Below are 22070 nucleotides of genomic sequence, written 5' to 3' on the forward strand. Positions count from 1 at the left end.
AATTGTAAATAAAAGCTGAATAAACGATAAACGGTATCCCTCGCTTCACAACATTACTTGCTTGTCAAGTACATTTTGTGGTGATGAACCTATCTTTTTATAGTTTAACCATTTTTTTAAATTATATATCGGCGAATGAGAACAAGGGGAGAGACTACGGATTGTAGCGCCGAAGGAGCAAGTGGCAACACGAATCTCTCAGGCAAAAGAACTCTTGTTTGACGCAGCTCTGGAGAGCGTTCACGAACGTGAACCACCCAAGAGGAAACCTATGTGTTCATAGGGAAACTTTCAGGTGAAAGGACAGAGACTTCCATTAATCTTATATGGGAGTCGTCTGTCCTTTTTATATGAAAAAAACTAGGAGGAATTGTATGTTGAAACGCACACCGTTATTTTCTTTGTACGCGGAATACGGCGCAAAAACGATTGATTTTGGCGGTTGGGAACTTCCAGTTCAGTTTTCGAGCATTAAAGAAGAACACGAAGCGGTGCGGACGCGCGCAGGATTGTTTGACGTGTCGCATATGGGTGAGTTTGAAGTGAAAGGGAAAGACAGCCTTGCCTTTTTACAAAAAATGATGACAAATGATGTGACGAAGTTAATCGACGGCCGTGCGCAGTACACGTTGATGTGCTATGAAGACGGTGGAACGATAGATGATTTGTTGATTTATAAAAAAGCGGATGGCCATTATCTTCTTGTTGTCAATGCTGCGAATATTGACAAAGATTTTGCATGGCTCAGTGAGCATCGGTTTGGCGATGTCGAGCTTGTTAATATTTCGAATGAAGTCGCACAGCTAGCGTTACAAGGGCCACTTGCCGAGCAGGTGTTGCAAAAGTTGACGGATAGCGATTTGTCAGCAATGAAATTTTTCTCTTTCGCAGATGATGTCAACGTGGCGGGCGTTAAAGTGCTCGTCTCTCGGACAGGATATACAGGAGAAGACGGCTTTGAACTATATTGTCGGGCAAAAGATGCGCAAACGCTTTGGCGGGCGATTTTAGAAGCAGGAAAAGAAGAGGGAGTGCTTCCGTGCGGGCTTGGTGCGCGCGATACACTCCGGTTTGAAGCGTGCTTGCCGCTTTATGGGCAAGAATTGGCGAAAGACATTACGCCGATCGAAGCAGGGCTTGGATTTGCGGTCAAAACGAATAAAGACGTCGACTTTTTCGGAAAAGAAATATTGAAGAAACAAAAAGAAGAAGGAACGGCACGGAAACTTGTCGGAATTGAAATGATTGATAAAGGGATTCCGCGCCACGGATATGCAGTATATGCAAACGGCGAGCCGATCGGAGTCGTAACGACAGGAACGCAATCGCCGACGCTCAAAAAAAATATCGGCTTAGCGCTTATTCAAATAAAATTTACTGTTCTTGATACAGAAGTGGAAGTCGACATTCGCGGCAAGCGCTTAAAAGCGAAAGTTGTGGCAACACCGTTTTATAAACGGACAAAATAAGATGTGAGGAGAGTGGATTATGCTTCATCGTTATTTGCCGATGACGGAAGAAGATAAGCAACAAATGTTACAAACGATTGGGGTACAATCAATTGATGAGCTGTTTTCCGACATTCCAGAAAGTGTTCGTTTTCAAGGCGAGTATAATATTAAACCGGCAAAATCAGAGCCGGAGTTAATGAAAGAATTAATGGCATTAGCGGCGAAAAATGCGGATTTAAAGCGCTATACGTCGTTCCTTGGCGCGGGCGTGTACGACCATTACATTCCGGTCATCGTCGATCACGTCATTTCCCGTTCGGAATTTTACACGGCGTATACGCCATATCAGCCAGAAATTTCCCAAGGCGAATTGCAAGCGATTTTTGAATTTCAAACGATGATTTGCGAATTGACGGGAATGGATGTCGCCAACTCATCAATGTACGATGGCGGTACGGCGCTTGCCGAAGCAGCGTTGTTAAGCGCGGGGCATACGAAAAAGAAAAAAGTGCTGTTATCAAAAGCGGTTCATCCAGAATATCGTGATGTTGTTAAAACATATGCAAAAGGTCCGGGACTTGAAGTCGTGGAAATTCCGTTTAAAAATGGTGTGACGGATTTAGACGCGCTTCAGGCAGAAATGAATGAAGATGTCGCATGTGTAATCGTACAATATCCAAACTTTTTCGGACAAATCGAACCGTTAAAAGACATTGAGCCAATCGCTCATGCGCAAAAAGGGATGTTCGTTGTCGCAAGCAACCCGCTCGCTTTAGGAGTGTTAACGCCACCGGGAGCGTTCGGCGCTGACATCGTGGTTGGGGATGCCCAACCGTTTGGTATTCCGACGCAATTTGGCGGTCCGCATTGCGGTTATTTTGCGGTCAAATCGGCGCTCATGCGCAAAATTCCAGGACGTCTCGTCGGACAAACGACAGATGAAGAAGGACGCCGCGGCTTTGTGTTGACGCTGCAAGCGCGCGAACAGCACATTCGCCGCGATAAAGCGACATCGAATATTTGTTCTAACCAAGCGTTAAATGCGTTAGCCGCTGCGGTAGCGATGACTGCCTTGGGCAAAAACGGTGTAAAAGAAATGGCGACGATGAACATTCAAAAAGCGCACTATGCGAAAGAAGCGTTCGTGAACCATGGATTTGAAGTCGTATTTACGGGACCGTTTTTCAACGAGTTTGTCGTTCGTATGAATAAGCCGGTAGTGGAAGTAAATCAAAAGCTATTGGAAAAAGGAATGATCGGCGGCTACGATCTCGGGCGTGATTATCCAGAGCTGCAAAACTGCATGTTAGTTGCCGTAACGGAATTGCGCACGAAAGAAGAAATCGATACGCTTGTAAAAGAATTGGGGGATTGTCATGCATAAAGATCAACCGCTTATTTTTGAATTGAGCAAACCGGGGCGCATCGGTTACAGTTTGCCGGAATTGGATGTTCCGGAAGTGAATGTTAACGAAGTCGTTCCTGCTGAATATATCCGAAAAGAAGCACCGGAACTTCCAGAAGTATCGGAACTTGATATTATGCGTCATTATACGGCGTTATCAAAGCGCAATCACGGCGTTGATTCCGGCTTCTATCCGCTTGGGTCTTGTACGATGAAATACAATCCGAAAATTAACGAGAACGTTGCCCGCTTTGCTGGGTTTGCCCACCTCCATCCGCTTCAGCCGGAAGAGACGGTGCAAGGGGCGCTTGAGTTGATGTACGATTTGCAAGAGCATTTAAAAGAAATTACCGGCATGGATGCGGTGACGTTGCAGCCAGCTGCTGGCGCGCACGGCGAATGGACAGGATTGATGATGATTCGCGCCTACCATGAAGCAAACGGCGATTACAACCGGACGAAAGTGATCGTTCCGGACACGGCGCACGGAACAAACCCTGCGTCGGCAACGGTTGCCGGCTTTGAAACGGTGACGGTGAAATCGACAGAAGAAGGGCTTGTCGATTTAGACGACTTACGTCGCGTCGTTGGACCGGATACAGCAGCGTTAATGCTGACAAACCCGAATACGCTCGGCCTTTTTGAAGAAAACATTTTAGAAATGGCAGAAATCGTTCATGCCGCAGGCGGAAAGCTGTATTACGACGGGGCGAACTTAAACGCGGTGTTAAGTAAAGCACGGCCTGGCGATATGGGCTTTGACGTCGTGCATTTAAACCTTCATAAAACATTTACCGGTCCACACGGCGGCGGTGGTCCGGGCTCTGGTCCAGTTGGCGTGAAGGCGGATCTCATTCCGTTTTTACCGAAACCAACGGTCGAAAAAGGTGAAAATGGCTACTATTTTGACTACGACAGGCCACAAGCGATCGGCCGCGTGAAGCCGTTTTATGGCAACTTCGGGATTAACGTTCGCGCGTATACGTACATTCGTTCAATGGGACCAGACGGCTTAAAAGCAGTGACAGAATATGCGGTATTAAACGCCAACTACATGATGCGCCGTTTGGCGGAATATTACGATTTGCCATACAATCGCCATTGCAAACACGAGTTTGTTTTGTCCGGAAAGCGACAAAAGAAACTGGGTGTGCGTACGCTTGATATTGCGAAGCGTTTGCTTGATTTTGGCTACCATCCGCCAACGATTTACTTCCCGCTCATCGTCGAAGAGTGCATGATGATCGAACCGACGGAAACCGAGTCAAAAGAAACGCTTGATGCGTTTATCGATGCGATGATTCAAATCGCAAAAGAGGCGGAAGAACATCCAGAAATCGTCCAAGAAGCGCCGCATACAACGGTCGTCAAGCGCTTGGATGAAACGACTGCCGCTCGCAAACCAATTTTGCGTTATCAGAAGTAAAACAAGAAAGGTGCCAAACGCGTGTTGGCACCTTATTTTTTCTTCACTTTCCCTGTCCATGTTTTAAAGCCGCCTTTTAAATGGTACAAGTCGCGGTAGCCTTTTCGGTATAGCATTTGGGCGGCGCGGCCGCTGCGAAGTCCGCTTTGGCAATATAAATAAATCGGTTGGTCTTTGCGCAACTCTTTCATGCGCATGCGCAATTGCGTGAGCGGAATATTGCGTGCGCCTAAAATATGGCCAGCAGCGTATTCATCCGGCTCGCGGACATCGATAAGCTGCGCTTTGCGGTACCCAGCGCGGAACTCTTCTTCCGTGAGCGTTTTCACCATTTTGCGCTGCATGAAATACATGACAACAGAATAGGTGATCAAGGCGCCGATGATAATCCATATCCATTGCACGAGCAAAAAGCCCCCCTTTTTCTTTCAACATTCGACAAATTCTATTATATCGATGTTATCCATTAGACGCAAAGTATTTTCGCTTTCCTTCGTCCACTTTGTTTGTTAAACTAGTAGACGCAAAAGAAGGGGAAAGAAGGTGAAGTAGATGGAAAAAGAAAGATGGCGATTTATTGACTCGGGCGATTGTTCCCCAGCATTTAATATGGCGCTAGACGAAGCGTTGTTAGAGTGGCATAGCGAAGGAAAAATTCCGCCGACGATTCGGTTTTACGGCTGGAATCCGCCGACGCTTTCGATTGGCTATTTTCAAAAAGTCGAAAAAGAAATTGATATGGAGGCAGTGAAAAAGCACGGCCTCGGTTTTGTCAGACGGCCAACGGGCGGACGCGGCGTTCTCCACGACAAAGAATTAACATATAGCGTCATCGTATCGGAAGCGCATCCAGCTATGCCGCAAACGGTGACAGAAGCGTATCGCGTCATTTCGCAAGGGATTTTAGAAGGATTTCGTTTATTAGGGCTAGACGCCTATTTTGCCGTTCCAAAAACAGAGGAGGAGAAAGCGGATTTAAAAAGCCCGCGCTCTGCCGTTTGTTTTGATGCGCCGTCTTGGTATGAGTTGGTCGTTGAAGGAAGAAAAGTGGCGGGGAGTGCGCAAACGCGGCAGAAAGGGGTTATTTTACAGCACGGCTCCATTTTGTTGGATTTAGATGAAGAGTTGCTGTTTAGCTTGTTTAAATATCCGAACGAACGAGTGAAAGAGCGGTTGCGGCAAAATTTTAAAAACAAGGCGGTGGCGATTAACGAGTTAACCGATCGCCAAGTGACGATTGAAGAAGCAAAAGCAGCATTTTATAAAGGATTTGAAAAAGGGCTCGACCTTATTTTAGAGCCGTATACGTTGTCTAAGGCTGAAATCGAATATGTCAATGAAATCGCAAGAAAAAAATATGAGAGCGATGAATGGAATTTTAAGCGGTAAACGCGGGATGGAGCCGCGATTTTCCGTTTTCGCATAAAAGCAACCGGCAAAATGTTTCGTTTATCGGGAAAATACGTCGATTTCGGACGGTTTTCTTTTATTTTCTCTCGTTTCTCTCGTTTTTGTTATTTGACAAAACCATGAGTAGTTGACCTGATACACAATATATAGTATGTATCGATAAAAAAATCATACTATATATTGTTTTTTTATTGATTTTTTTCATGCCAGTATGGTAATTTAATCTAGACAGAATTTGCAGGCAAAAAGATGATGTACAATTAGAAAGAAGAGGAGAGATTGAAGAATGACGGTTGCGTCTTCGGAAAAAATGAAAATTGATATTGTGAAACTAAACGAGGATATTTGCCTTTTTCCACAAGTTCATCCGATTACGGAAGATATGAAAATTACGCATAAAGGTGTTTCTCGTTTAGTGATGCTCGATCGCTATTCGTTTAAAGATACGGAAAAATTAACGCTAAGAGTTGGCGATTTTGTCGTATTAACGGTCAAAGAAGATCCGAAGTTTCCGGCGCGCGGGCTTGGATTTATTGTCGATATTGATTGGGAAGCGAAAAAAGCAAAAGTGCTTGTCGAGGAAGACTATCGAAGCGTGCTTGAAGGTGAGGAAGCGGAAACAGGCGTTGTCGTCCGTTCACTTGATACGATCGACAAGCCGCTTGAAATCTTTTACGAGCAAATCGCGAAACGAAATGCGACGGGTTTGGCTGCTGTGGAAAAAACGGAAGAAAAGCGGAAAGAATGGTTTGAAAAGTTTTATCAAGAGTTGGTCAGCTTAAATTTTGTTCCGGCAGGACGCGTGTTGTACGGCGCAGGCTCTGGTACGGAAGTGACGTATTTTAACTGCTACGTGATGCCGTTTGTCAAAGATTCGCGTGAAGGTATTTCTGAGCATCGCAAGCAAGTGATGGAAATTATGAGCCGTGGCGGCGGCGTCGGAACGAACGGTTCTACGCTTCGGCCACGCAATACGCTCGCGCGCGGGGTCAACGGAAAATCGTCCGGATCGGTTTCATGGCTTGACGACATTGCAAAACTTACCCATCTTGTGGAACAAGGTGGCTCCCGTTAACAAAGCGCCATCGGCGGGAGTAAAATCTCGTGAATTGCTGGGACACCCTAAAGCCAATTGGACCACAACGTAGCTGGCAACGGCAGGCGTGACGGTGTAAAAACCAATTGGATGGAACAATGGGCGACCAGCAGCCAAGCATCTCTGGAAACGGAGATGAAGGTTCAGAGACTATCGAAACTTCCTCGTTCATCGTGGAAGGAGTAGACCACCCTCATCGGTAACGAGGGGATGGGGCACGAGACAAAGAGGATTCCTCTTTGATGAGATAGTCCGACCTCTAGTGAAAGCTAGAGAGTGTGGCAGAAATGACCACACCCGCTCGTTGGAGTGAGTAACAAATGGCGCGGCGCACAAATGATTATGTTGGCCGATTGGCATCCCGACATTATTGAATTCATTATTTCGAAAATGCAAAACCCGCGAATTTTGCGTTATTTGCTAGAAAACACAGAAGATGAAGGCATTCAAAAAGCAGCGAAAGAAAAGCTGAAATTTACGCCACTAACGGAACAAGAACGTGCGATGTATCAGGGCATTGTGAATTATAAAAACATGCCGGGATACGGCGGGTTTAGCGAAAAAATTATTAAAGACGCGGAAGAAAAGTTACGCATAGGCGGCACGTATAGCGTGCACAATCCGGACTTTTTAACGGGAGCAAACATTTCCGTTTGCTTAACGAAAGAGTTTATGGAGGCAGTGGAAAAAGACGAAGAATACGAACTGCGCTTCCCGGACGTTGAAACGTATTCGGAAGAAGAAATGCGCATCTATAACGAAAAATGGCACGAAGTCGGTGATGTGCGTGAATGGGAGAAAATGGGCTATCGCGTCCGCGTGTACCGTAAAATTCGTGCGCGCGAACTATGGAAGCTCATTAACATTTGCGCAACGTATTCCGCCGAACCAGGCATTTTCTTTATCGACAACGCCAACGACATGACGAACGCCAGAGCGTACGGACAAAAAGTAGTCGCAACAAATCCGTGTGGTGAATAGTTTGCCTCACGTAAAAAACTGCGGAATAAAGCAGGAACCCTGAGATGGGAACCTGAACCGAAGGCTGAGCCTAAAAACTCAGTCAGGGGCAACGCATACGGAGTGAACCTGCCTATATAAAAGGCAGAATATAATCTCCGCAAGAGGCCGCAGCATTACACACGCTTTTTTACAAGGATGGTGTACTGCCGAATGAATAGAGGGTATGCCGGATTTTATAGAGGTTTTTATTTGAGAAGTTCTTATGAATATGCATATGCTAAATATTTAGATTATCATTTGATTCAATGGGGATACGAGGATCAAGTTTTTGATCTAGGTTATAGGTTATACAAGCCAGACTTCTTTATTTATGATGATAATGGGAATGTTTGTAGAATAGTGGAAGTTAAATCAAGAAACAAGAGGGAGATAGAAAAAGCTTTAAATGATTTAACTGAAATTCATCGTAAATATGGCATTGAATGTGAGTTAGTTTCTTATGAGAAACTTCGAGTAATCTATAAACAGTTGCCTTTTACGTTGACGAGTACTATCGAAGAATGGATAAATTCAAATGAGACTACTATTAGTAAAGTCGCCTCTGGTAGTTTAAACGGCCATTACAGTATGAAGCATCGAGAGGATACAAAGAAAAAAATTGGTGAACACACAAGGAAGTTGTGGGAAACTGATAGTTATGCAAAGCAAAGAATGTTAGAAGAGCTAAGAAAGTCTGGATTATCACAAAAAGGAAAGATTAAAATCCCTAGGGGAAAAAAGGATTTGCAAGAACTGCGGTGGCTGCTTCACTGTAATAAAAACTGCATCAAAAAAATTTTGTAGTCAATCGTGTGCCGGTAAGAATGCAATGAAAAAAGCGACTGAAGTATATGTTAGTAAAAGAGAGAGATTACATGTCGAAATAAGAAACTACACTATTCAATGGTCGAAACTAAATAAAGAGGTTGTTCTCAATGCGAAGTTAAATAAAGTTAGTACAGTTATTGCCCCATTATTAAATGAAATTCAAGATTTGTTTGGAGTAAAGGATCTTAGAGTGATTTCAAAAGCTGTTTTTGGAAAAGATTTAGGAAGAAAAGAACTTCTTAAGTTTATGAAGAGCGTGTGTAATGAAAACGTATGCTGAGCTAACGGGAAATGAACCGTTAGAACTATCGGATAAAAAGCCGATAGGGTAACATAAACTGGAACAACCACTTGCACCTTATTCTGTGTGCAATTTAGCCGCGATTAATTTGGCGAACATGGTCGATAAAGAAAAGAAAGTCGTCGATTACGAAAAATTAAAACGGACGGTCGAAATTGGTGTCCGTATGCAAGATAACGTCATTGATGCAACGCCGTACTTCCTTGAAGAAAATAAAAAACAAGCGCTTGGGGAGCGCCGCGTCGGTCTTGGCGTGATGGGATTAGCCGATTTGCTCATCTACTGCGAAAGAGAGTACGGTTCCGAAGAAGGCAACCAGCTTGTTGACGAAGTGTTTCAAACGATCGCCACAACCGCATACCGCGCGTCGATCGAATTGGCGAAAGAAAAAGGAAGCTTTCCGTTTTTAGTCGGTGAAACGGATGAAGAAACTGTACGCTTGCGCGAAGCGTTTATTAACACCGGTTATATGAAAAAAATGCCGGACGATATTCGCCAAGATATTTTAAAATACGGCATTCGCAACTCGCATTTATTAACGGTTGCTCCGACTGGATCTACTGGGACGATGATCGGCGTGTCAACAGGACTTGAACCATATTTTTCCTTTTCTTATTACCGAAGCGGTCGTCTTGGCAAGTTTATTGAAGTGAAAGCGGATATCGTCCAAGAATATTTGGACAAGCATCCGGAAGCGGATCCGAACAATTTGCCGCATTGGTTTGTGACAGCGATGGATTTATCGCCGGAAGCGCATGCCGATGTGCAATGTATCATTCAGCGTTGGGTCGACTCAAGCCTTTCTAAAACCGTTAACGCGCCAAGAGGCTATACAGTCGAGCAAGTACAAAAAGTATATGAGCGGTTATGGCGCGGCGGGGCAAAAGGCGGTACGGTGTATGTTGACGGTAGCCGTGATTCGCAAGTATTGACGTTAAAAGCAGAAGAAAATACGCTTGAGGAACAGCTTGAATTGTTGCCAGAAGAAAATAAAGAGAAAAAACGTGCCGTTGCGCTCGTTGAGACGATTCCAGATTTACGAGCAACCGATGTGACGATCGGTTCAGAAGTTGGCAACATTTGTCCGGTATGCCGCGAGGGAACGGTTGAAGAAATCGGCGGCTGCAACACGTGCACAAGCTGCGGCGCACAGTTGAAGTGCGGATTGTAAAAAGGAATGGGTTCCCCATTCCTTTTTATTTTGGATACAATTGTATTTCATCACCTCATGACAATCAACCATACTAACAATGAGGTGATTGCATGAAGCCATTTATTCCTCAGCTTGTTTATTTTGAGCCAGAAGCGCTCCATTATCCGCTCGGCCAAGAATTGAAACAGAAATTCGAAAAGATGAACATTGAAATTCGTGAAACGACGTCGCACAACCAAGTACGCAGCATTCCGGGTGACACGGAATTGCAGCAATACCGAAACGCGAAATCGACGCTCGTTGTCGGAGTCCGGAGAACGCTTAAATTCGATACGTCTAAGCCGTCAGCGGAGTATGCGATTCCTCTCGCAACCGGCTGCATGGGCCATTGCCATTATTGCTATTTGCAAACGACGCTCGGAAGCAAGTCCTACATTCGTGTATACGTCAACCTTGATGAAATTTTTTCTCAAGCGAAAAAGTACATTGATGAGCGCGCTCCGGAAATTACGCGCTTTGAGGCCGCTTGTACATCGGACATTGTCGGCATCGACCACTTGACTCATTCTTTAAAAAAAGCGATCGAATTTATTGGAGTGACCGAATACGGGCGGCTTCGTTTTGTCACAAAATATGAACACGTCGATCATTTGCTTGATGCAAAACATAACGGGAAAACACGCTTTCGTTTTAGCGTCAATTCACGGTATGTCATTCAAAACTTTGAGCCAGGAACATCCTCATTTGAAGCGCGTCTTGAAGCAGCTAGAAAGGTCGCACGCGCTGGTTACCCGCTCGGTTTTATCGTCGCGCCGATTTACATGCACGACGGATGGGAAGAAGGATATTTGGAGTTATTCGAGCGATTATATGAACAGCTTACAGGGGTGAATACGTCCGATTTAACATTCGAATTAATCCAGCACCGATTCACAAAACCGGCAAAGGCTGTCATTCAAAAACGTTATCCGAAAACGAAGCTTGATTTGGATGAGAGCAAACGGAAATATAAATGGGGACGATACGGAATCGGCAAATACGTATATCAAGATGAGGATGCGAAGCGGCTTGAGGAGACGATGAAACATTATATTGCGCAATTTTTCCCAGAGGCAAAGGTACAATATTTCACATAATTAACTCTTGTCCTTGTCAATTTACCATCCCATGATATAATAATACTGATTGCTATTTTTGGATCAGTATTGGTTTACGGGAGGGGACTATTATGCCGACACCAAGCATGGAGGACTATATCGAGCAGATCTATATTCTAATTGAAGAAAAAGGATATGCGAGAGTATCGGATATTGCTGAGGCTTTGTCCGTTCATCCCTCCTCTGTTACAAAAATGGTGCAAAAACTGGATAAAGATGAATATTTAGTATATGAAAAATATCGTGGTCTTGTGTTGACAGCGAAAGGAAAAAAAATCGGCAAACGGCTTGTGTACCGACATGAATTGCTGGAACAATTTATGCGCATTATCGGCGTTGATGAAGAAAACATTTATCGCGATGTTGAGGGAATTGAACATCACTTAAGCTGGAATGCGATTGACCGCATCGGTGATTTAGTACAATATTTTCAAGAGGATCCAGAGCGTATTCAAGAGCTTCGCAACGTTCAAAAACAAAACGAGCAAAATATAGAGTAAGGTTCCTTACTCTTTTTTTGTTTTTAATACTAAATCCCTCTCCCCTTTCTTATACATATATAAAACCGCCAGGAGGGGGCTTTCATCGTGGACGTTGACATCGTGTTTTCAGGGGGTGGCGTGAAAGGATTTGCACTTATTGGCGCTTATGAAGCGATTGAAGCCAAAGGGCTTCGGCTGAAGCGGATTGCCGGAACGAGTGCAGGCTCGCTTATTGCTGCATTGATTGCGTCTGGTTATACGAGCCAACAAATCATCGAGTTGCTCGATGAATTAGACTTGCAGCAGCTGCTTGATGAGCGCAGGGCGATCGTTCCATTGCCATTGATGAAATGGATATTTTTATATTGGAAAATGGGATTGTATAAAGGGGAAGTTCTAGAACGATGGCTAGAAAACGTTTTAGCCGCAAAGGGAGTCCGAACGTTTGCCGACTTGCCGAAAGAGTGCTTGTATGTCGTTGCATCGGATGTGACAAACGGCCGCATTCTTGTGTTGCCTACTGATTTGCCGCAATATGGTATCGATCCCGATACATTTTCGGTCGCGAAAGCGGTAAGAATGAGCGTCAGCATTCCGTATTTTTTCGAACCGGTCAAATTGCAAACTAATACAGGAAAATTCGTCATTGTCGATGGAGGCGTTCTCAGTAACTTTCCTCTCTTTTTATTTGATGAAGAAAAAGAAGTGAAAAAGCGCCCTGTGCTCGGAATTCAGCTCAGCGCTAAACTTACTGAAAGACCGAAAAAGAACATTCGCAATGCGGTTGAACTGTACGAAGCGTTATTCAGCGCAATGAAAGAAGCGCATGACGCCCGCTACATTTCACGGCGGCATGAAAAAAATATCGTTTTTATTCCCGTTCATCATGTGCTTCCTACGGAATTTGCGATGACAAGCGAGGAGAGAGAGCGATTGATCGAATACGGCAAAATGAAAACCGAGCAATTTTTTAAAAAGTGGGCATATTAAAAAGAGAAATCGGGCTAAAATAACGCCCGATTCTTCTTTTTCCCTTTTTTCCCTTCAATGACTGTTAAATGAGAGGTGCTTCGTTTTTTCTGTAAGCGGTGGTGCGTTCCTTTTTTTGAATGGGACAATGTTTTGACTGGCAGTTTTCGCTCCCGTTCGGCATACAGTTTTTTCGATTGGTGGACCGCTTTTAAGTAAGCGGATCGTTCCTTATTCTGCCGTTTATAAGCCAAATGGTAAATGGCATAAAGGATAGCGACAATTAGCCCGATGAAAATGATGCGCCGGAAGAGCAGCGCTGGTTGTTCAAATAACATATAAACGAACCCGAGTGCTCCTAAAAAAAGGACAATCCCAATCAATGGATGAATGGTACGACGAAACATTGCGCACCCACCTCCTTCATAAAATTACCGACTGGCTTTTGTTGTTTCCTGTTCTTCCAAACGAAGCAATTGCTGAAATGAAGCGATCGCGACTTCGACTTGATCATCACTTGGTTCTTTTGTCGTCAAAAGCTGTAGCCATAAGCCCGGGTAACCGAGCCAGCGCAATATTGGAACATCTCTCAGCCGGTTCGTAAACTGCAACACTTCAAACGAAATGCCGAGAACGACAGGAATTAAGGCAAGCCGGTTAACAATTCTTACCCAGAGCGGATTGATCGGGACGAACATATAGACGAATACGCTGACGATGACCGTAAATAAAATAAAGCTGCTGCCGCACCGGTAATGAAGCCGCGATTGTTGCTGAACGTGTTCAACTGTGAGCGGCACCCCGTTTTCAAAGGCGTTAATGACTTTATGCTCTGCACCGTGATATTGGAACACGCGCTTCACAAGCGGTGTAAGCGAAATAAAATAAATATATAAAAGCAACAGCAATAACTTAAAAGTCCCTTCTACGAAAATTTGCGCCATTTTTGACGGGAAAATCGGTTTTGTAAAGTTGGCCAAAAAGGCTGGGATCATCGTAAAGAGAAATTTTCCAAACAAGAATGATAATACTCCGAGTACGGCGACGCCAAGAACGAGCGATAACTTTGACTCCTCTTTTTTCGTTTCATTCAGCGCATTGTGATCGTTCGGATCCAAATCGTAACGTTCGCTCGCAAATTGAAAATGTTTCGCCCCGTTTGCGCTCGCTTCTAAAATGGCTACGATTCCGCGGATAAACGGAATTTTTTTCAGAAACGACAACGTTCGATTCGTTTGACGTCGTACATGAAAATACTCGATCGATTTGTCTTTGCGGCGAATCGCGGTCACGGAATGCTTCTTTCCGGCAAACATCACACCTTCCACAACCGCCTGACCGCCATATATCGGTTTCATTGCTTTCTCCATTGTTTACACCAACCTATTTCTATATTTATTATTCTATTCTACAAGAAATGGCCGGAAACCTCTAGGTTGATGATACGATTATCATTGCCAAAAATAAAAATGGATAGACATGGTTTTGTAAATTCATTCATGAGTTTGTTCATGGAAGGCCATACTAAAAACGGAGGTGTCAAACGGCAATGAAAGACAATGAACAGCTTGAACAAAATAAACGGGAACAACCGATGTCGTTATGGATGAAAGCGATTATTACGGGATTTTTCGGCGGAGTATTTTGGAGTTTGGTAGGATATTTAGCGCATTTTTTTCATTTTACAGAACTGAGCCCGAACATGATTTTGTTTCCATGGAATATCGGCGATTGGAAGTACGGAAAGGCCGGAAATTATTTGGCCATTTTTCTTATTGGCTTACTATCTATAATAGTTGCGCTTCTTTATTATGTGCTATTTAGAAAAATGCAAAGCATGTGGATAGGCATTGTTTATGGCGTTGCGTTATGGGTGATTGTTTTTTACGTGCTCAATCCATTCTTACCTAGTTTGCGCTCCGTTTCCCAATTAGAGCGAAACACGGTTATTACCACAATTTGTTTGTACATATTGTACGGCTTATTTATTGGCTATTCGATTTCGTTTGAAACGCAAGAAAGTGAGCATCAACAAACAAAAGCAACAAATGAGTAGTGACAGCAGACATTTTATGATAGAATGTGGTTGTTTAAACATTCTTTTCTTTTGTTAAAGGGGTTACGAAAATGGTGCGTCTTCTTCTTATTAATGGTCCGAATTTAAATCGTCTCGGCAAGCGAGAGCCGCATATTTACGGGAGTGATACGCTGCAAGACCTCGAGCAGCAACTAACATCTTTTGCGACCGAATATGAAGCGGAGTTAACTTGTTTTCAAAGCAACCACGAAGGGGAAATTATCGACCAAATTCATGCCGCTGAAGGCATGTATGACGGCATTGTTTTGAATGCCGGTGCGTTTACTCATTATAGTTATGCGATTCGTGATGCGATTGCTAGTGTTAATGTCCCTGTCGTTGAAGTACATATTTCCAACATTCATGCCCGTGAGCCTTTTCGTCATGTATCCGTGATAGCGCCCGTTACGGTCGGACAAATTGTCGGACTTGGTTTTACTGGATATCGGCTGGCGATTTTGGCGCTGTTAGAGAAGGTGAAAGGGAGAGAGAAAACGTGGAAAAAATAGAAAAACTGCGCGCGCGCTTTGATGAATATGAAATTGACGGAATGTTGATCACCAACAGTTACAACCGCCGCTATATGACTGGTTTTACCGGCACTGCCGGCGTTGCGGTCGTCGGAAAAACAAATGCGGTTTTTATCACTGATTTCCGCTATGTCGAGCAAGCTTCTAAACAGGTGGAAGGATATGAAGTTGTTCAGCACACCAGTTCGATCGTTGAGGAAGTTGCCAAACAAGTGTCCCGGCTCGGCATCCAAAAGCTCGGCTTTGAACAAGATGATTTATCGTATGCGGCATTTCAAGCATATGAAAAAAAAATCGAAGCAACGCTCGTACCTGTTTCCGGTATGGTCGAAAAGTTACGCTTGATTAAGTCCGATTCAGAGATTAAGATATTAAAGGAAGCAGCAGAGATTGCCGATGCAGCGTTTGACCACATTCTTCATTTTATTCGCCCTAGTGTAAAAGAAATCGACGTTGCCAACGAATTGGAGTTTTTTATGCGAAAGCAAGGCGCAGCTTCGTCTTCGTTTGATATTATCGTTGCATCTGGCTATCGTTCAGCGTTACCGCACGGAGTGGCAACAGATAAGGTAATTGAAAAAGGAGAATTCGTCACGCTTGATTTCGGCGCTTATTACAAAGGTTATTGTTCGGATATTACAAGAACGATCGCTGTCGGTGAAGTGAGCGACGAATTAAAAAAGATTTACGATGTTGTGTTGCAAGCTCAGCTGCGCGGCATGGCGGGCATTAAGCCGGGAATGACCGGACGCGAAGCCGATGCGCTTACCCGCGACTATATTGCTGAAAAAGGATACGGCGAGTATTTTGGCCATTCCACCGGTCATGGAATCGGTCTTGAAGTGCATGAAGGTCCGGCGTTATCGGCCCGTTCCGATGTCGTGTTAGAGCCGGGGATGGTCGTGACGGTAGAACCAGGCATTTACATAGCAGGTCTTGGCGGCGTACGCATTGAAGATGATACCGTTGTCACTGCGGACGGTAACGAGTCGCTGACTCGCTCACCAAAAGAGTTAATTATTTTATAATTATTGGAAGTGGGAGGACATTTGTCAATGATTTCAGTGAACGACTTTCGTACAGGACTAACGATCGAAGTAGATGGCGATATTTGGCGCGTCATCGAGTTCCAACACGTGAAACCAGGGAAAGGAGCGGCGTTCGTTCGCTCTAAATTACGCAACCTTCGTACTGGATCGATTCAAGAAAAAACGTTCCGTGCAGGTGAAAAAGTGAACCGTGCCCAAATTGACAACCGGAAAATGCAATATTTATATGCGAACGGTGATCAACACGTCTTTATGGACACGGAAACGTACGAGCAAATTGAGCTTTCTTCGCAACAAATCGAGCACGAATTAAAATTCTTAAAAGAAAATATGGAAGTATTCATTATGATGTATCAAGGCGAAACGATTGGCGTTGAGCTTCCGAACACAGTAGAACTAAAAGTGGTCGAAACAGAGCCAGGCATTAAAGGCGATACGGCTTCTGGCGGCTCGAAACCAGCAACGCTAGAAACGGGTCTTGTCGTACAAGTGCCGTTCTTCGTAAACGAAGGCGATGTACTTATCATCAATACGACAGACGGAACATACGTATCCCGCGCGTAACTATTAGCAAACTCCTTGCTGTATAAGCAAGGGGTTTTTTTATTGCTTAACTTCGTTCCCCGTTTTTCTTGATTTTGCCTAAAAACCGCTTCTGAAACGAATCGTTTTTGCATACGTTTGTACTAATCATTTCATTCACTAGGAGGATTTGATGAAACGGTGGTTATCGATGATCGATTCAACAGTTCTCTCGATGGCGGGATTGCGCCTATTATCAGCCACGATTGAATTGACAGCAGCTATTATGATGCTTTCTTTTAACGATGTGAAAAAAGCGGTTGTAGTCAATGCGTTGCTGGCGATCGTAGGTCCAATCATTTTTATTGTAACGATGACAATCGGCCTTCTTTCCATGACGGACGAGCTTTCATTTTCCAAACTATTTTGGATTGGACTTGGTGTAGCGTTGATTTTATTTGGTGTCTATAAGTAAGTGATACATCATATTTCGCAACCTTTGCCTAAATATGAGGTGTTTTTTTGAATATCACTGAATAGTGATTTATTTTCAAAAAAAGTAATAATTTAACTTGTTTAATGTGTTTTATTGTTAATTAAAGGATGAATATTCATTCGTTATAAATTGTTTTTGAATTTTTATTCAGGGTGCGAAATGTAAGTGATACATAGAAAAGGAGGAGGAGCGCATGCAAGCAATCATCGACATGTTACCAAAAACAATCGTTGCAGCTCTCCAGCAATTGCCACCTTCATGGAGGGACGACATGGAAGAAATTCGCATAAGAGTTCAGCGACCGTTAGAAGTGATCGCTAAAGGAATCCCCTATTTTCTTGCATATGAAGTAACAGCAGAAGATGGCGTACACCTTCTCAATAAAATCAGCCATTATTCCATTTATGCGATCGAAGAAGAATTAAAACGGGGATTTATTACGATTCAAGGCGGACATCGTGTCGGACTAGCAGGGAAAGTTATCACGGATGGCGGAAGCGTCAAAGCGATTCGCCATGTCACCTCTTTTAATATTCGCGTTGCCAAGCAAAAAATCGGCATCGCCCAACCGCTTATTCCATATGTGTATAACGGGCGGTGGTGTAACACGATGATTATCGGTTCACCACAAACAGGAAAAACAACTCTTCTTCGCGACATCGCTCGCATGATCAGCAGCGGTGTCCCAACCAAAAATATTCCGTCACAAAAAGTCGGGATTGTCGATGAACGTTCAGAAATTGCTGGGTGTGTCAAAGGCATTCCGCAATTTGAGCTAGGGCATCGCGTCGATGTGCTTGACGCTTGCCCGAAAGCAGAAGGAATGATGATGATGATTCGATCGATGAGCCCAGACGTGCTCATTGTTGATGAAATTGGGCGCTGGGAAGATAGCGAGGCAATGTTGGAAGCCGTTCATGCCGGTGTATGCGTATGGACGACCGTTCACGGAAAAAATTGGGGTGACATCGCCCAACGACCGACGTTGCGTCCGCTCATCGAACAACGTGTATTTGAACGGTTTATTGAACTGACGAATGAGCGCGGTCCCGGAACGATTCGGCGCATTATTGACAGGTCAGGGACGGTATTATTCGGGGCGGAGGTGAGAAAATGAAGTGGTTTGGAGCGTTGCTTATTTTGCTTGCGACGACATGGAGCGGATTTGAGGCATCGCGTCAGTTAAGCGAACGTCCTAGACAACTGCGGCAGTTAAAAACAGCGTTGCAGTCACTAGAGGCAGAAATTATGTATGGCCACACTCCGCTGGCGGAAGCGGCGCTGCATTTAGCGCGACAGCTCACTTTTCCGTTTTCGCGCTTCTTTGAGCAGTTTGCTGAAAAACTACAAACGGGGGAAACGAGTGTCCACGAAGCGTGGGAAGATAGCTTGCGTGATATTTGGCGGGTGACAGCGCTAAAACAAGGAGAATTTGAAGTGATGAAACAATTTGGCGAAACGTTAGGCCAATATGACCGAGTTGCTCAACAAAAGCAAATTGCTTTGGCGCTTGTCCATCTTGACCGCGAAGAACAAGATGCGCTTGAAAAAAAAGCCCGCTATGAAAAGATGGCGAAAAGTTTAGGGTTTCTTGTAGGGCTGCTTCTCATTATTTTATTGATTTAACTCTAGGAGGAAAACGATGATGGGGATGGATGTCGATGTCATTTTTAAAATCGCTGGAGTAGGCATCGCGATCGCTTTACTGCATACAGTACTCGATCAAATGGGGAAAAAGGAGTTTGCACAATGGGTCACTCTGCTCGGCTTTATTTACATTTTGTTTATGGTCGCTTCTGTCATTAGCGACTTGTTCCAAAAGATAAAAGACGTGTTTTTGTTCCGAAGTTAGGGGGAGGAGATGGCGATTGAAATGTTGCAAATTGTTGGCATAGGATTGATCGCCACGTTTTTAGTCGTGCTGCTAAAGGAGCATAAATCGAGCGTGGCGTTTTTACTAACGGTGTTTGTCGGATGTGTCATTTTTCTTTTTTTAATTGACCAAATTAGCGCGATTTTGCGAATGTTGCAAAAAATTGCTTCCGACACGAATATCAATATGGTGTATTTTGAAACGATTTTAAAAATTATCGGTATTGCTTATATCGCAGAATTTGCGTCGCAAATTTCTAAAGATGCTGGACAAGGAGCAATCGCTTCCAAGATCGAACTTGGCGGCAAAATTTTAATTTTAGCGATGGCGATCCCGATTTTAACGGCCATTATTGAAACAGTGATTGGCTTGATTCCTTCATCAAGGGGGTGATTCATTGAAAAAATTGAAAAAAGTGATGATTTCGTTGCTATTCGCCTCTTCCCTTTTTTTATCACCATATGTGGTACAAGCTGCACTTGGTCAAGAGCAAATCGTCCAAAAACAGATGGAAGCAATCAATATGGATGATATTCAAAAATATTGGAGCGATATCGTTGTGAAATACGGAGGTTTTTTGCCGGAAAGCCAGAAAGGGTCACTCGTACAGTTTTTACAAGGCCAGAAAGAATGGTCGCTCAAAGATTGGCTGATAGCGTTTCTGAAATTTCTTGTTTACGAATTGCAGGCAAATGGAAAGCTGCTTGGAACGCTTATTTTGCTGACGGTGTTTAGTTTGTTTTTACAGTCGCTGCAAACGGCGTTTGAACAGCAAGCGGTCAGCAAAGTAGCATACGCAGTCGTGTATATGGTGTTGATGATCCTTGCACTAAACAGCTTTCGGCTGGGGATGGAATACGCCCAAGAGACCATTCAAACAATGACCCATTTTATGATTGCGATGATCCCCCTTTTGCTAGCGCTGTTAGCCTCTTCAGGCGGACTCGTTTCGGCCGCGTTTTTTCACCCTATTATTCTTTTTTTAATGAATACGACGGGGATCGTTGTTGAATATGTGACGCTGCCTCTTTTGTTTTTAGCGGCGCTATTAAGCATCGTCAGCACGATGTCCGAGCATTATAAAGTGACGCAATTGGCAGATTTATTCACGAAGGTGGCAATGGGGACGCTTGGTATCATTTTAACGGTTTTCCTTGGCGTTATGTCCGTCAAAGGGACGACATCCGCCATTGCAGACGGCATTGCATTACGGACGGCGAAGTTTGTGACAGGAAATTTCGTTCCGGTCGTCGGCAAAATGTTTACGGATGTAGCCGATACGGTTGTGACAGCTTCGATGTTGCTGAAAAATGCGGTTGGAGTCGCTGGAGTGGCATTATTGCTCATCATCGCTGCATTTCCGGCCTTAAAAATTTTCGCGATTGCTTTTGTTTACAAACTATCTGCTGCCGTTTTGCAACCGCTCGGCGGCGGTCCTGTCATTTCTTGCTTAAACATCATTAGCAAAAGTATTCTCTATATTTTGGCTGCGTTAGCGATCGTCTCGCTCATGTTTTTTCTTAGTTTAGCGGTCATCATTACCGCTGGAAATATTGCGATGATGGTTCGTTAAGGAGGGGGAATTCGTGCATTTTATCATTGAATGGGTCACAAATATCATTATGTTTATATTGTTTGCCATCATCATCGAGTTATTGCTCCCTTCTTCAAGTTTTCAAAAATACGTAAAAATGGTCGTCGGGCTTATTCTCCTTCTCATTATGCTATCACCGCTGTTAAACATTTTTTCTATCAATGTCGATCGTCTTTTAGCAACAGTGACAGCGGAAGGAAGCCGGCAACAAGAAACGATGAAAAATGAACTAGAACAGAAGAAAAAAGAAATACAAGCCTCACAACGTGCATATATTTTAGAACAAATGGCTGTCCAGATGAAAAAACAAGTAGCTGGGGAGTTGATGAAACAATATGGGTTGACCGTACAACATGTCACTTTGCAAACAAAAGAAAACGAATCGTTACAAATTCCTGACGATATTCAAGCGATTGAAGTGATTGTCAGTAAACAGCGAGACCAAGAAGCAATTCAGCCTGTTGTCATCGATGCGTCTAAACCGCTTAGCGAAGCAGCAGAGGATGAAGCGCAAAAAAAAGAACTCGTTTCGTTTTTTGCAGCAAAATGGGGCATACATGAAGAAAAAATCGTTGTCCAAATCGAGGGGAGGGACTGGGGGGATGTTTCCGTTCATTAAGCGTTGGCTTGCGCCGCCTGAAAAAGAGAATAAGGGAAAGAAGACTACACCCGTTTCTTACGTGTTGCTTTTGTTACTGCTAGGCGTTTTGTTTATGATCATGAGCTACAAGTGGAAAAATGAGACGTCAACTACAAATGCTGTAGCCGTACTTGGGCAAACGGCCGATCAGCAAACAGTGGAAGCATTCGGACAAAAACAAGAAACAAAATCGAAAATCATTGCCGAGTATGAACAGCGCTACGAAGAACAGCTAAAAGCTGCATTAGAAGCGATTGAAGGAGTGGACGACGTAACGGTCGTCGTCAACGTCGATGCCACCGAAATAAAAGTGCTGGAGAAAAACCGAGTCACACAGCAGCAAACAACCGATGAAACTGACCGCGAAGGCGGAAAGCGGAAAATCGAAAATCACTCGTTTAATGAACAAGTTGTCATCATTCGCGATGGGGAAAACGAAAAGCCGATCGTCGTCACAACAAAAAAACCAGACATTCGGGGAGTGCTCGTTGTGGCTAAGGGCGCTGATAATTTGCAAGTGAAAAAATGGATTGTCGAAGCGGTTACGCGCGTGTTAAACGTGCCTAGTTATCGCGTTGCTGTATTGCCAAAAAAATAGGGGAGGATTGA

At 44.0% G+C, this 22070-nt stretch carries 24 protein-coding genes, 3 pseudogenes and 1 riboswitch; of the genes and pseudogenes, 24 read left to right on the top strand and 3 right to left on the bottom strand.

The features are described from left to right. The first annotated feature begins 135 nt into the window (after window positions 1–135). Window positions 136–224: riboswitch (glycine riboswitch) on the top strand. 150 nt (window positions 225–374) lie between these two features. From gcvT to gcvPB, 3 genes are read left to right on the top strand one after another with little or no spacing between them, the layout of a single operon-like run. Continuing rightward, window positions 375–1469, top strand: a complete 1095-nt coding sequence (gene gcvT, locus HNQ34_RS11290; protein WP_183254583.1) for a glycine cleavage system aminomethyltransferase GcvT — start codon at window positions 375–377, stop codon at window positions 1467–1469. 19 nt (window positions 1470–1488) lie between these two features. Next, window positions 1489–2835 carry an aminomethyl-transferring glycine dehydrogenase subunit GcvPA gene (gene gcvPA / locus HNQ34_RS11295; RefSeq protein WP_183254585.1) on the top strand — a complete coding sequence of 449 codons (1347 nt, stop codon included), beginning with the start codon at window positions 1489–1491 and terminating at the stop codon, window positions 2833–2835. Beyond that, entirely contained in the window at window positions 2828–4282 is a 1455-nt protein-coding gene (gene gcvPB / locus HNQ34_RS11300; protein ID WP_183254587.1) for an aminomethyl-transferring glycine dehydrogenase subunit GcvPB, read from the top strand. Before gcvPA ends, gcvPB begins: the two co-directional genes overlap by 8 nt. Before the next feature lie 32 nt (window positions 4283–4314). On the opposite strand, the gene HNQ34_RS11305 is transcribed toward gcvPB, so the two are convergent. Next, the gene (locus HNQ34_RS11305; RefSeq protein ID WP_221210740.1) at window positions 4315–4635 is read right to left on the bottom strand and encodes a rhodanese-like domain-containing protein; all 321 of its coding nucleotides are present in this window, start codon (window positions 4633–4635) and stop codon (window positions 4315–4317) included. Between the two features lie 199 nt (window positions 4636–4834). Here HNQ34_RS11305 and HNQ34_RS11310 point away from each other — a divergent pair, with 199 nt between their 5' ends. The 9 genes and pseudogenes from HNQ34_RS11310 (at window position 4835) to HNQ34_RS11345 (ending at window position 12701) form a co-directional block, all read left to right on the top strand. Next, a complete protein-coding gene (locus tag HNQ34_RS11310) occupies window positions 4835–5671 on the top strand; it encodes a lipoate--protein ligase family protein (protein ID WP_183254589.1) in 837 nt (278 codons plus the stop codon). 307 nt (window positions 5672–5978) lie between these two features. Next, window positions 5979–6764 (top strand): annotated as a pseudogene (locus tag HNQ34_RS11315) (ribonucleotide reductase N-terminal alpha domain-containing protein); the annotation flags it as partial. Between the two features lie 348 nt (window positions 6765–7112). Beyond that, a pseudogene (locus tag HNQ34_RS11320) lies at window positions 7113–7766 on the top strand (vitamin B12-dependent ribonucleotide reductase); the annotation flags it as partial. Between the two features lie 195 nt (window positions 7767–7961). Then, window positions 7962–8594, top strand: a complete 633-nt coding sequence (locus HNQ34_RS11325; protein ID WP_246364101.1) for a PDDEXK family nuclease — start codon at window positions 7962–7964, stop codon at window positions 8592–8594. A 25-nt stretch (window positions 8595–8619) separates the two neighbouring features. Beyond that, the gene (locus tag HNQ34_RS17550; protein WP_246364106.1) at window positions 8620–8898 is read left to right on the top strand and encodes a hypothetical protein; all 279 of its coding nucleotides are present in this window, start codon (window positions 8620–8622) and stop codon (window positions 8896–8898) included. 61 nt (window positions 8899–8959) lie between these two features. Next, window positions 8960–10090: pseudogene (locus HNQ34_RS11330) on the top strand (vitamin B12-dependent ribonucleotide reductase); the annotation flags it as partial. Between the two features lie 92 nt (window positions 10091–10182). Beyond that, a complete protein-coding gene (gene splB / locus HNQ34_RS11335; protein ID WP_183254593.1) occupies window positions 10183–11208 on the top strand; it encodes a spore photoproduct lyase in 1026 nt (341 codons plus the stop codon). Between the two features lie 92 nt (window positions 11209–11300). Further along, window positions 11301–11729, top strand: a complete 429-nt coding sequence (gene mntR / locus HNQ34_RS11340) for a transcriptional regulator MntR (protein ID WP_183254596.1) — start codon at window positions 11301–11303, stop codon at window positions 11727–11729. Window positions 11730–11816: 87 nt separating this feature from the next. Then, a complete protein-coding gene (locus HNQ34_RS11345) occupies window positions 11817–12701 on the top strand; it encodes a patatin-like phospholipase family protein (RefSeq protein ID WP_183254598.1) in 885 nt (294 codons plus the stop codon). Window positions 12702–12715: 14 nt separating this feature from the next. Here HNQ34_RS11345 and HNQ34_RS11350 read toward each other — a convergent pair whose 3' ends face one another. Both HNQ34_RS11350 and HNQ34_RS11355 read right to left on the bottom strand, forming a co-directional pair. After that, the gene (locus HNQ34_RS11350) at window positions 12716–13087 is read right to left on the bottom strand and encodes an SA1362 family protein (protein WP_183254600.1); all 372 of its coding nucleotides are present in this window, start codon (window positions 13085–13087) and stop codon (window positions 12716–12718) included. A 24-nt stretch (window positions 13088–13111) separates the two neighbouring features. After that, entirely contained in the window at window positions 13112–14050 is a 939-nt protein-coding gene (locus tag HNQ34_RS11355; RefSeq protein ID WP_183254601.1) for a DUF1385 domain-containing protein, read from the bottom strand. Window positions 14051–14229: 179 nt separating this feature from the next. On the opposite strand from HNQ34_RS11355, the gene HNQ34_RS11360 reads away from it, so the two are divergent. The 12 genes from HNQ34_RS11360 to spoIIIAG all read left to right on the top strand — a co-directional run bounded on the left by HNQ34_RS11360 (window position 14230) and on the right by spoIIIAG (window position 22059). After that, entirely contained in the window at window positions 14230–14736 is a 507-nt protein-coding gene (locus HNQ34_RS11360; RefSeq protein ID WP_183254604.1) for a YqhR family membrane protein, read from the top strand. A 71-nt stretch (window positions 14737–14807) separates the two neighbouring features. After that, window positions 14808–15266, top strand: a complete 459-nt coding sequence (gene aroQ, locus HNQ34_RS11365; RefSeq protein ID WP_183254605.1) for a type II 3-dehydroquinate dehydratase — start codon at window positions 14808–14810, stop codon at window positions 15264–15266. After that, on the top strand, window positions 15254–16315 hold the full coding sequence (pepQ, locus tag HNQ34_RS11370) for a Xaa-Pro dipeptidase (protein WP_183254607.1): 1062 nt from the start codon (window positions 15254–15256) through the stop codon (window positions 16313–16315). The genes aroQ and pepQ overlap by 13 nt, the downstream gene beginning before the upstream one ends. A 27-nt stretch (window positions 16316–16342) precedes the next feature. After that, window positions 16343–16900, top strand: a complete 558-nt coding sequence (gene efp, locus HNQ34_RS11375; protein ID WP_183254609.1) for an elongation factor P — start codon at window positions 16343–16345, stop codon at window positions 16898–16900. Between the two features lie 151 nt (window positions 16901–17051). Then, window positions 17052–17333, top strand: a complete 282-nt coding sequence (locus tag HNQ34_RS11380) for a YqhV family protein (protein ID WP_183254611.1) — start codon at window positions 17052–17054, stop codon at window positions 17331–17333. A 214-nt stretch (window positions 17334–17547) separates the two neighbouring features. Then, window positions 17548–18471, top strand: a complete 924-nt coding sequence (spoIIIAA, locus tag HNQ34_RS11385) for a stage III sporulation protein AA (RefSeq protein ID WP_183254614.1) — start codon at window positions 17548–17550, stop codon at window positions 18469–18471. Continuing rightward, window positions 18468–18980: a stage III sporulation protein SpoIIIAB gene (gene spoIIIAB / locus HNQ34_RS11390; protein WP_183254616.1), complete on the top strand. Its 513-nt coding sequence runs from the start codon at window positions 18468–18470 to the stop codon at window positions 18978–18980. Before spoIIIAA ends, spoIIIAB begins: the two co-directional genes overlap by 4 nt. A 19-nt stretch (window positions 18981–18999) precedes the next feature. Continuing rightward, window positions 19000–19206 carry a stage III sporulation protein AC gene (spoIIIAC, locus tag HNQ34_RS11395; RefSeq protein ID WP_183254686.1) on the top strand — a complete coding sequence of 69 codons (207 nt, stop codon included), beginning with the start codon at window positions 19000–19002 and terminating at the stop codon, window positions 19204–19206. A 9-nt stretch (window positions 19207–19215) separates the two neighbouring features. Then, a complete protein-coding gene (gene spoIIIAD / locus HNQ34_RS11400) occupies window positions 19216–19620 on the top strand; it encodes a stage III sporulation protein AD (RefSeq protein WP_246364109.1) in 405 nt (134 codons plus the stop codon). A 25-nt stretch (window positions 19621–19645) separates the two neighbouring features. Further along, window positions 19646–20800, top strand: a complete 1155-nt coding sequence (spoIIIAE, locus tag HNQ34_RS11405) for a stage III sporulation protein AE (RefSeq protein WP_183254690.1) — start codon at window positions 19646–19648, stop codon at window positions 20798–20800. A gap of 13 nt (window positions 20801–20813) precedes the next feature. After that, complete coding sequence (gene spoIIIAF / locus HNQ34_RS11410; protein ID WP_183254618.1) at window positions 20814–21440, top strand: stage III sporulation protein AF; 627 nt, start codon at window positions 20814–20816, stop codon at window positions 21438–21440. Then, a complete protein-coding gene (spoIIIAG, locus tag HNQ34_RS11415) occupies window positions 21424–22059 on the top strand; it encodes a stage III sporulation protein AG (protein ID WP_183254620.1) in 636 nt (211 codons plus the stop codon). The genes spoIIIAF and spoIIIAG overlap by 17 nt, the downstream gene beginning before the upstream one ends. The last annotated feature ends 11 nt before the right edge of the window (window positions 22060–22070 follow it).

Origin of the sequence: Anoxybacteroides tepidamans, from assembly GCF_014201465.1 — a bacterium.
In the GTDB taxonomy this organism is placed as follows: Bacteria; Bacillota; Bacilli; order Bacillales; family Anoxybacillaceae; genus Anoxybacteroides; species Anoxybacteroides tepidamans.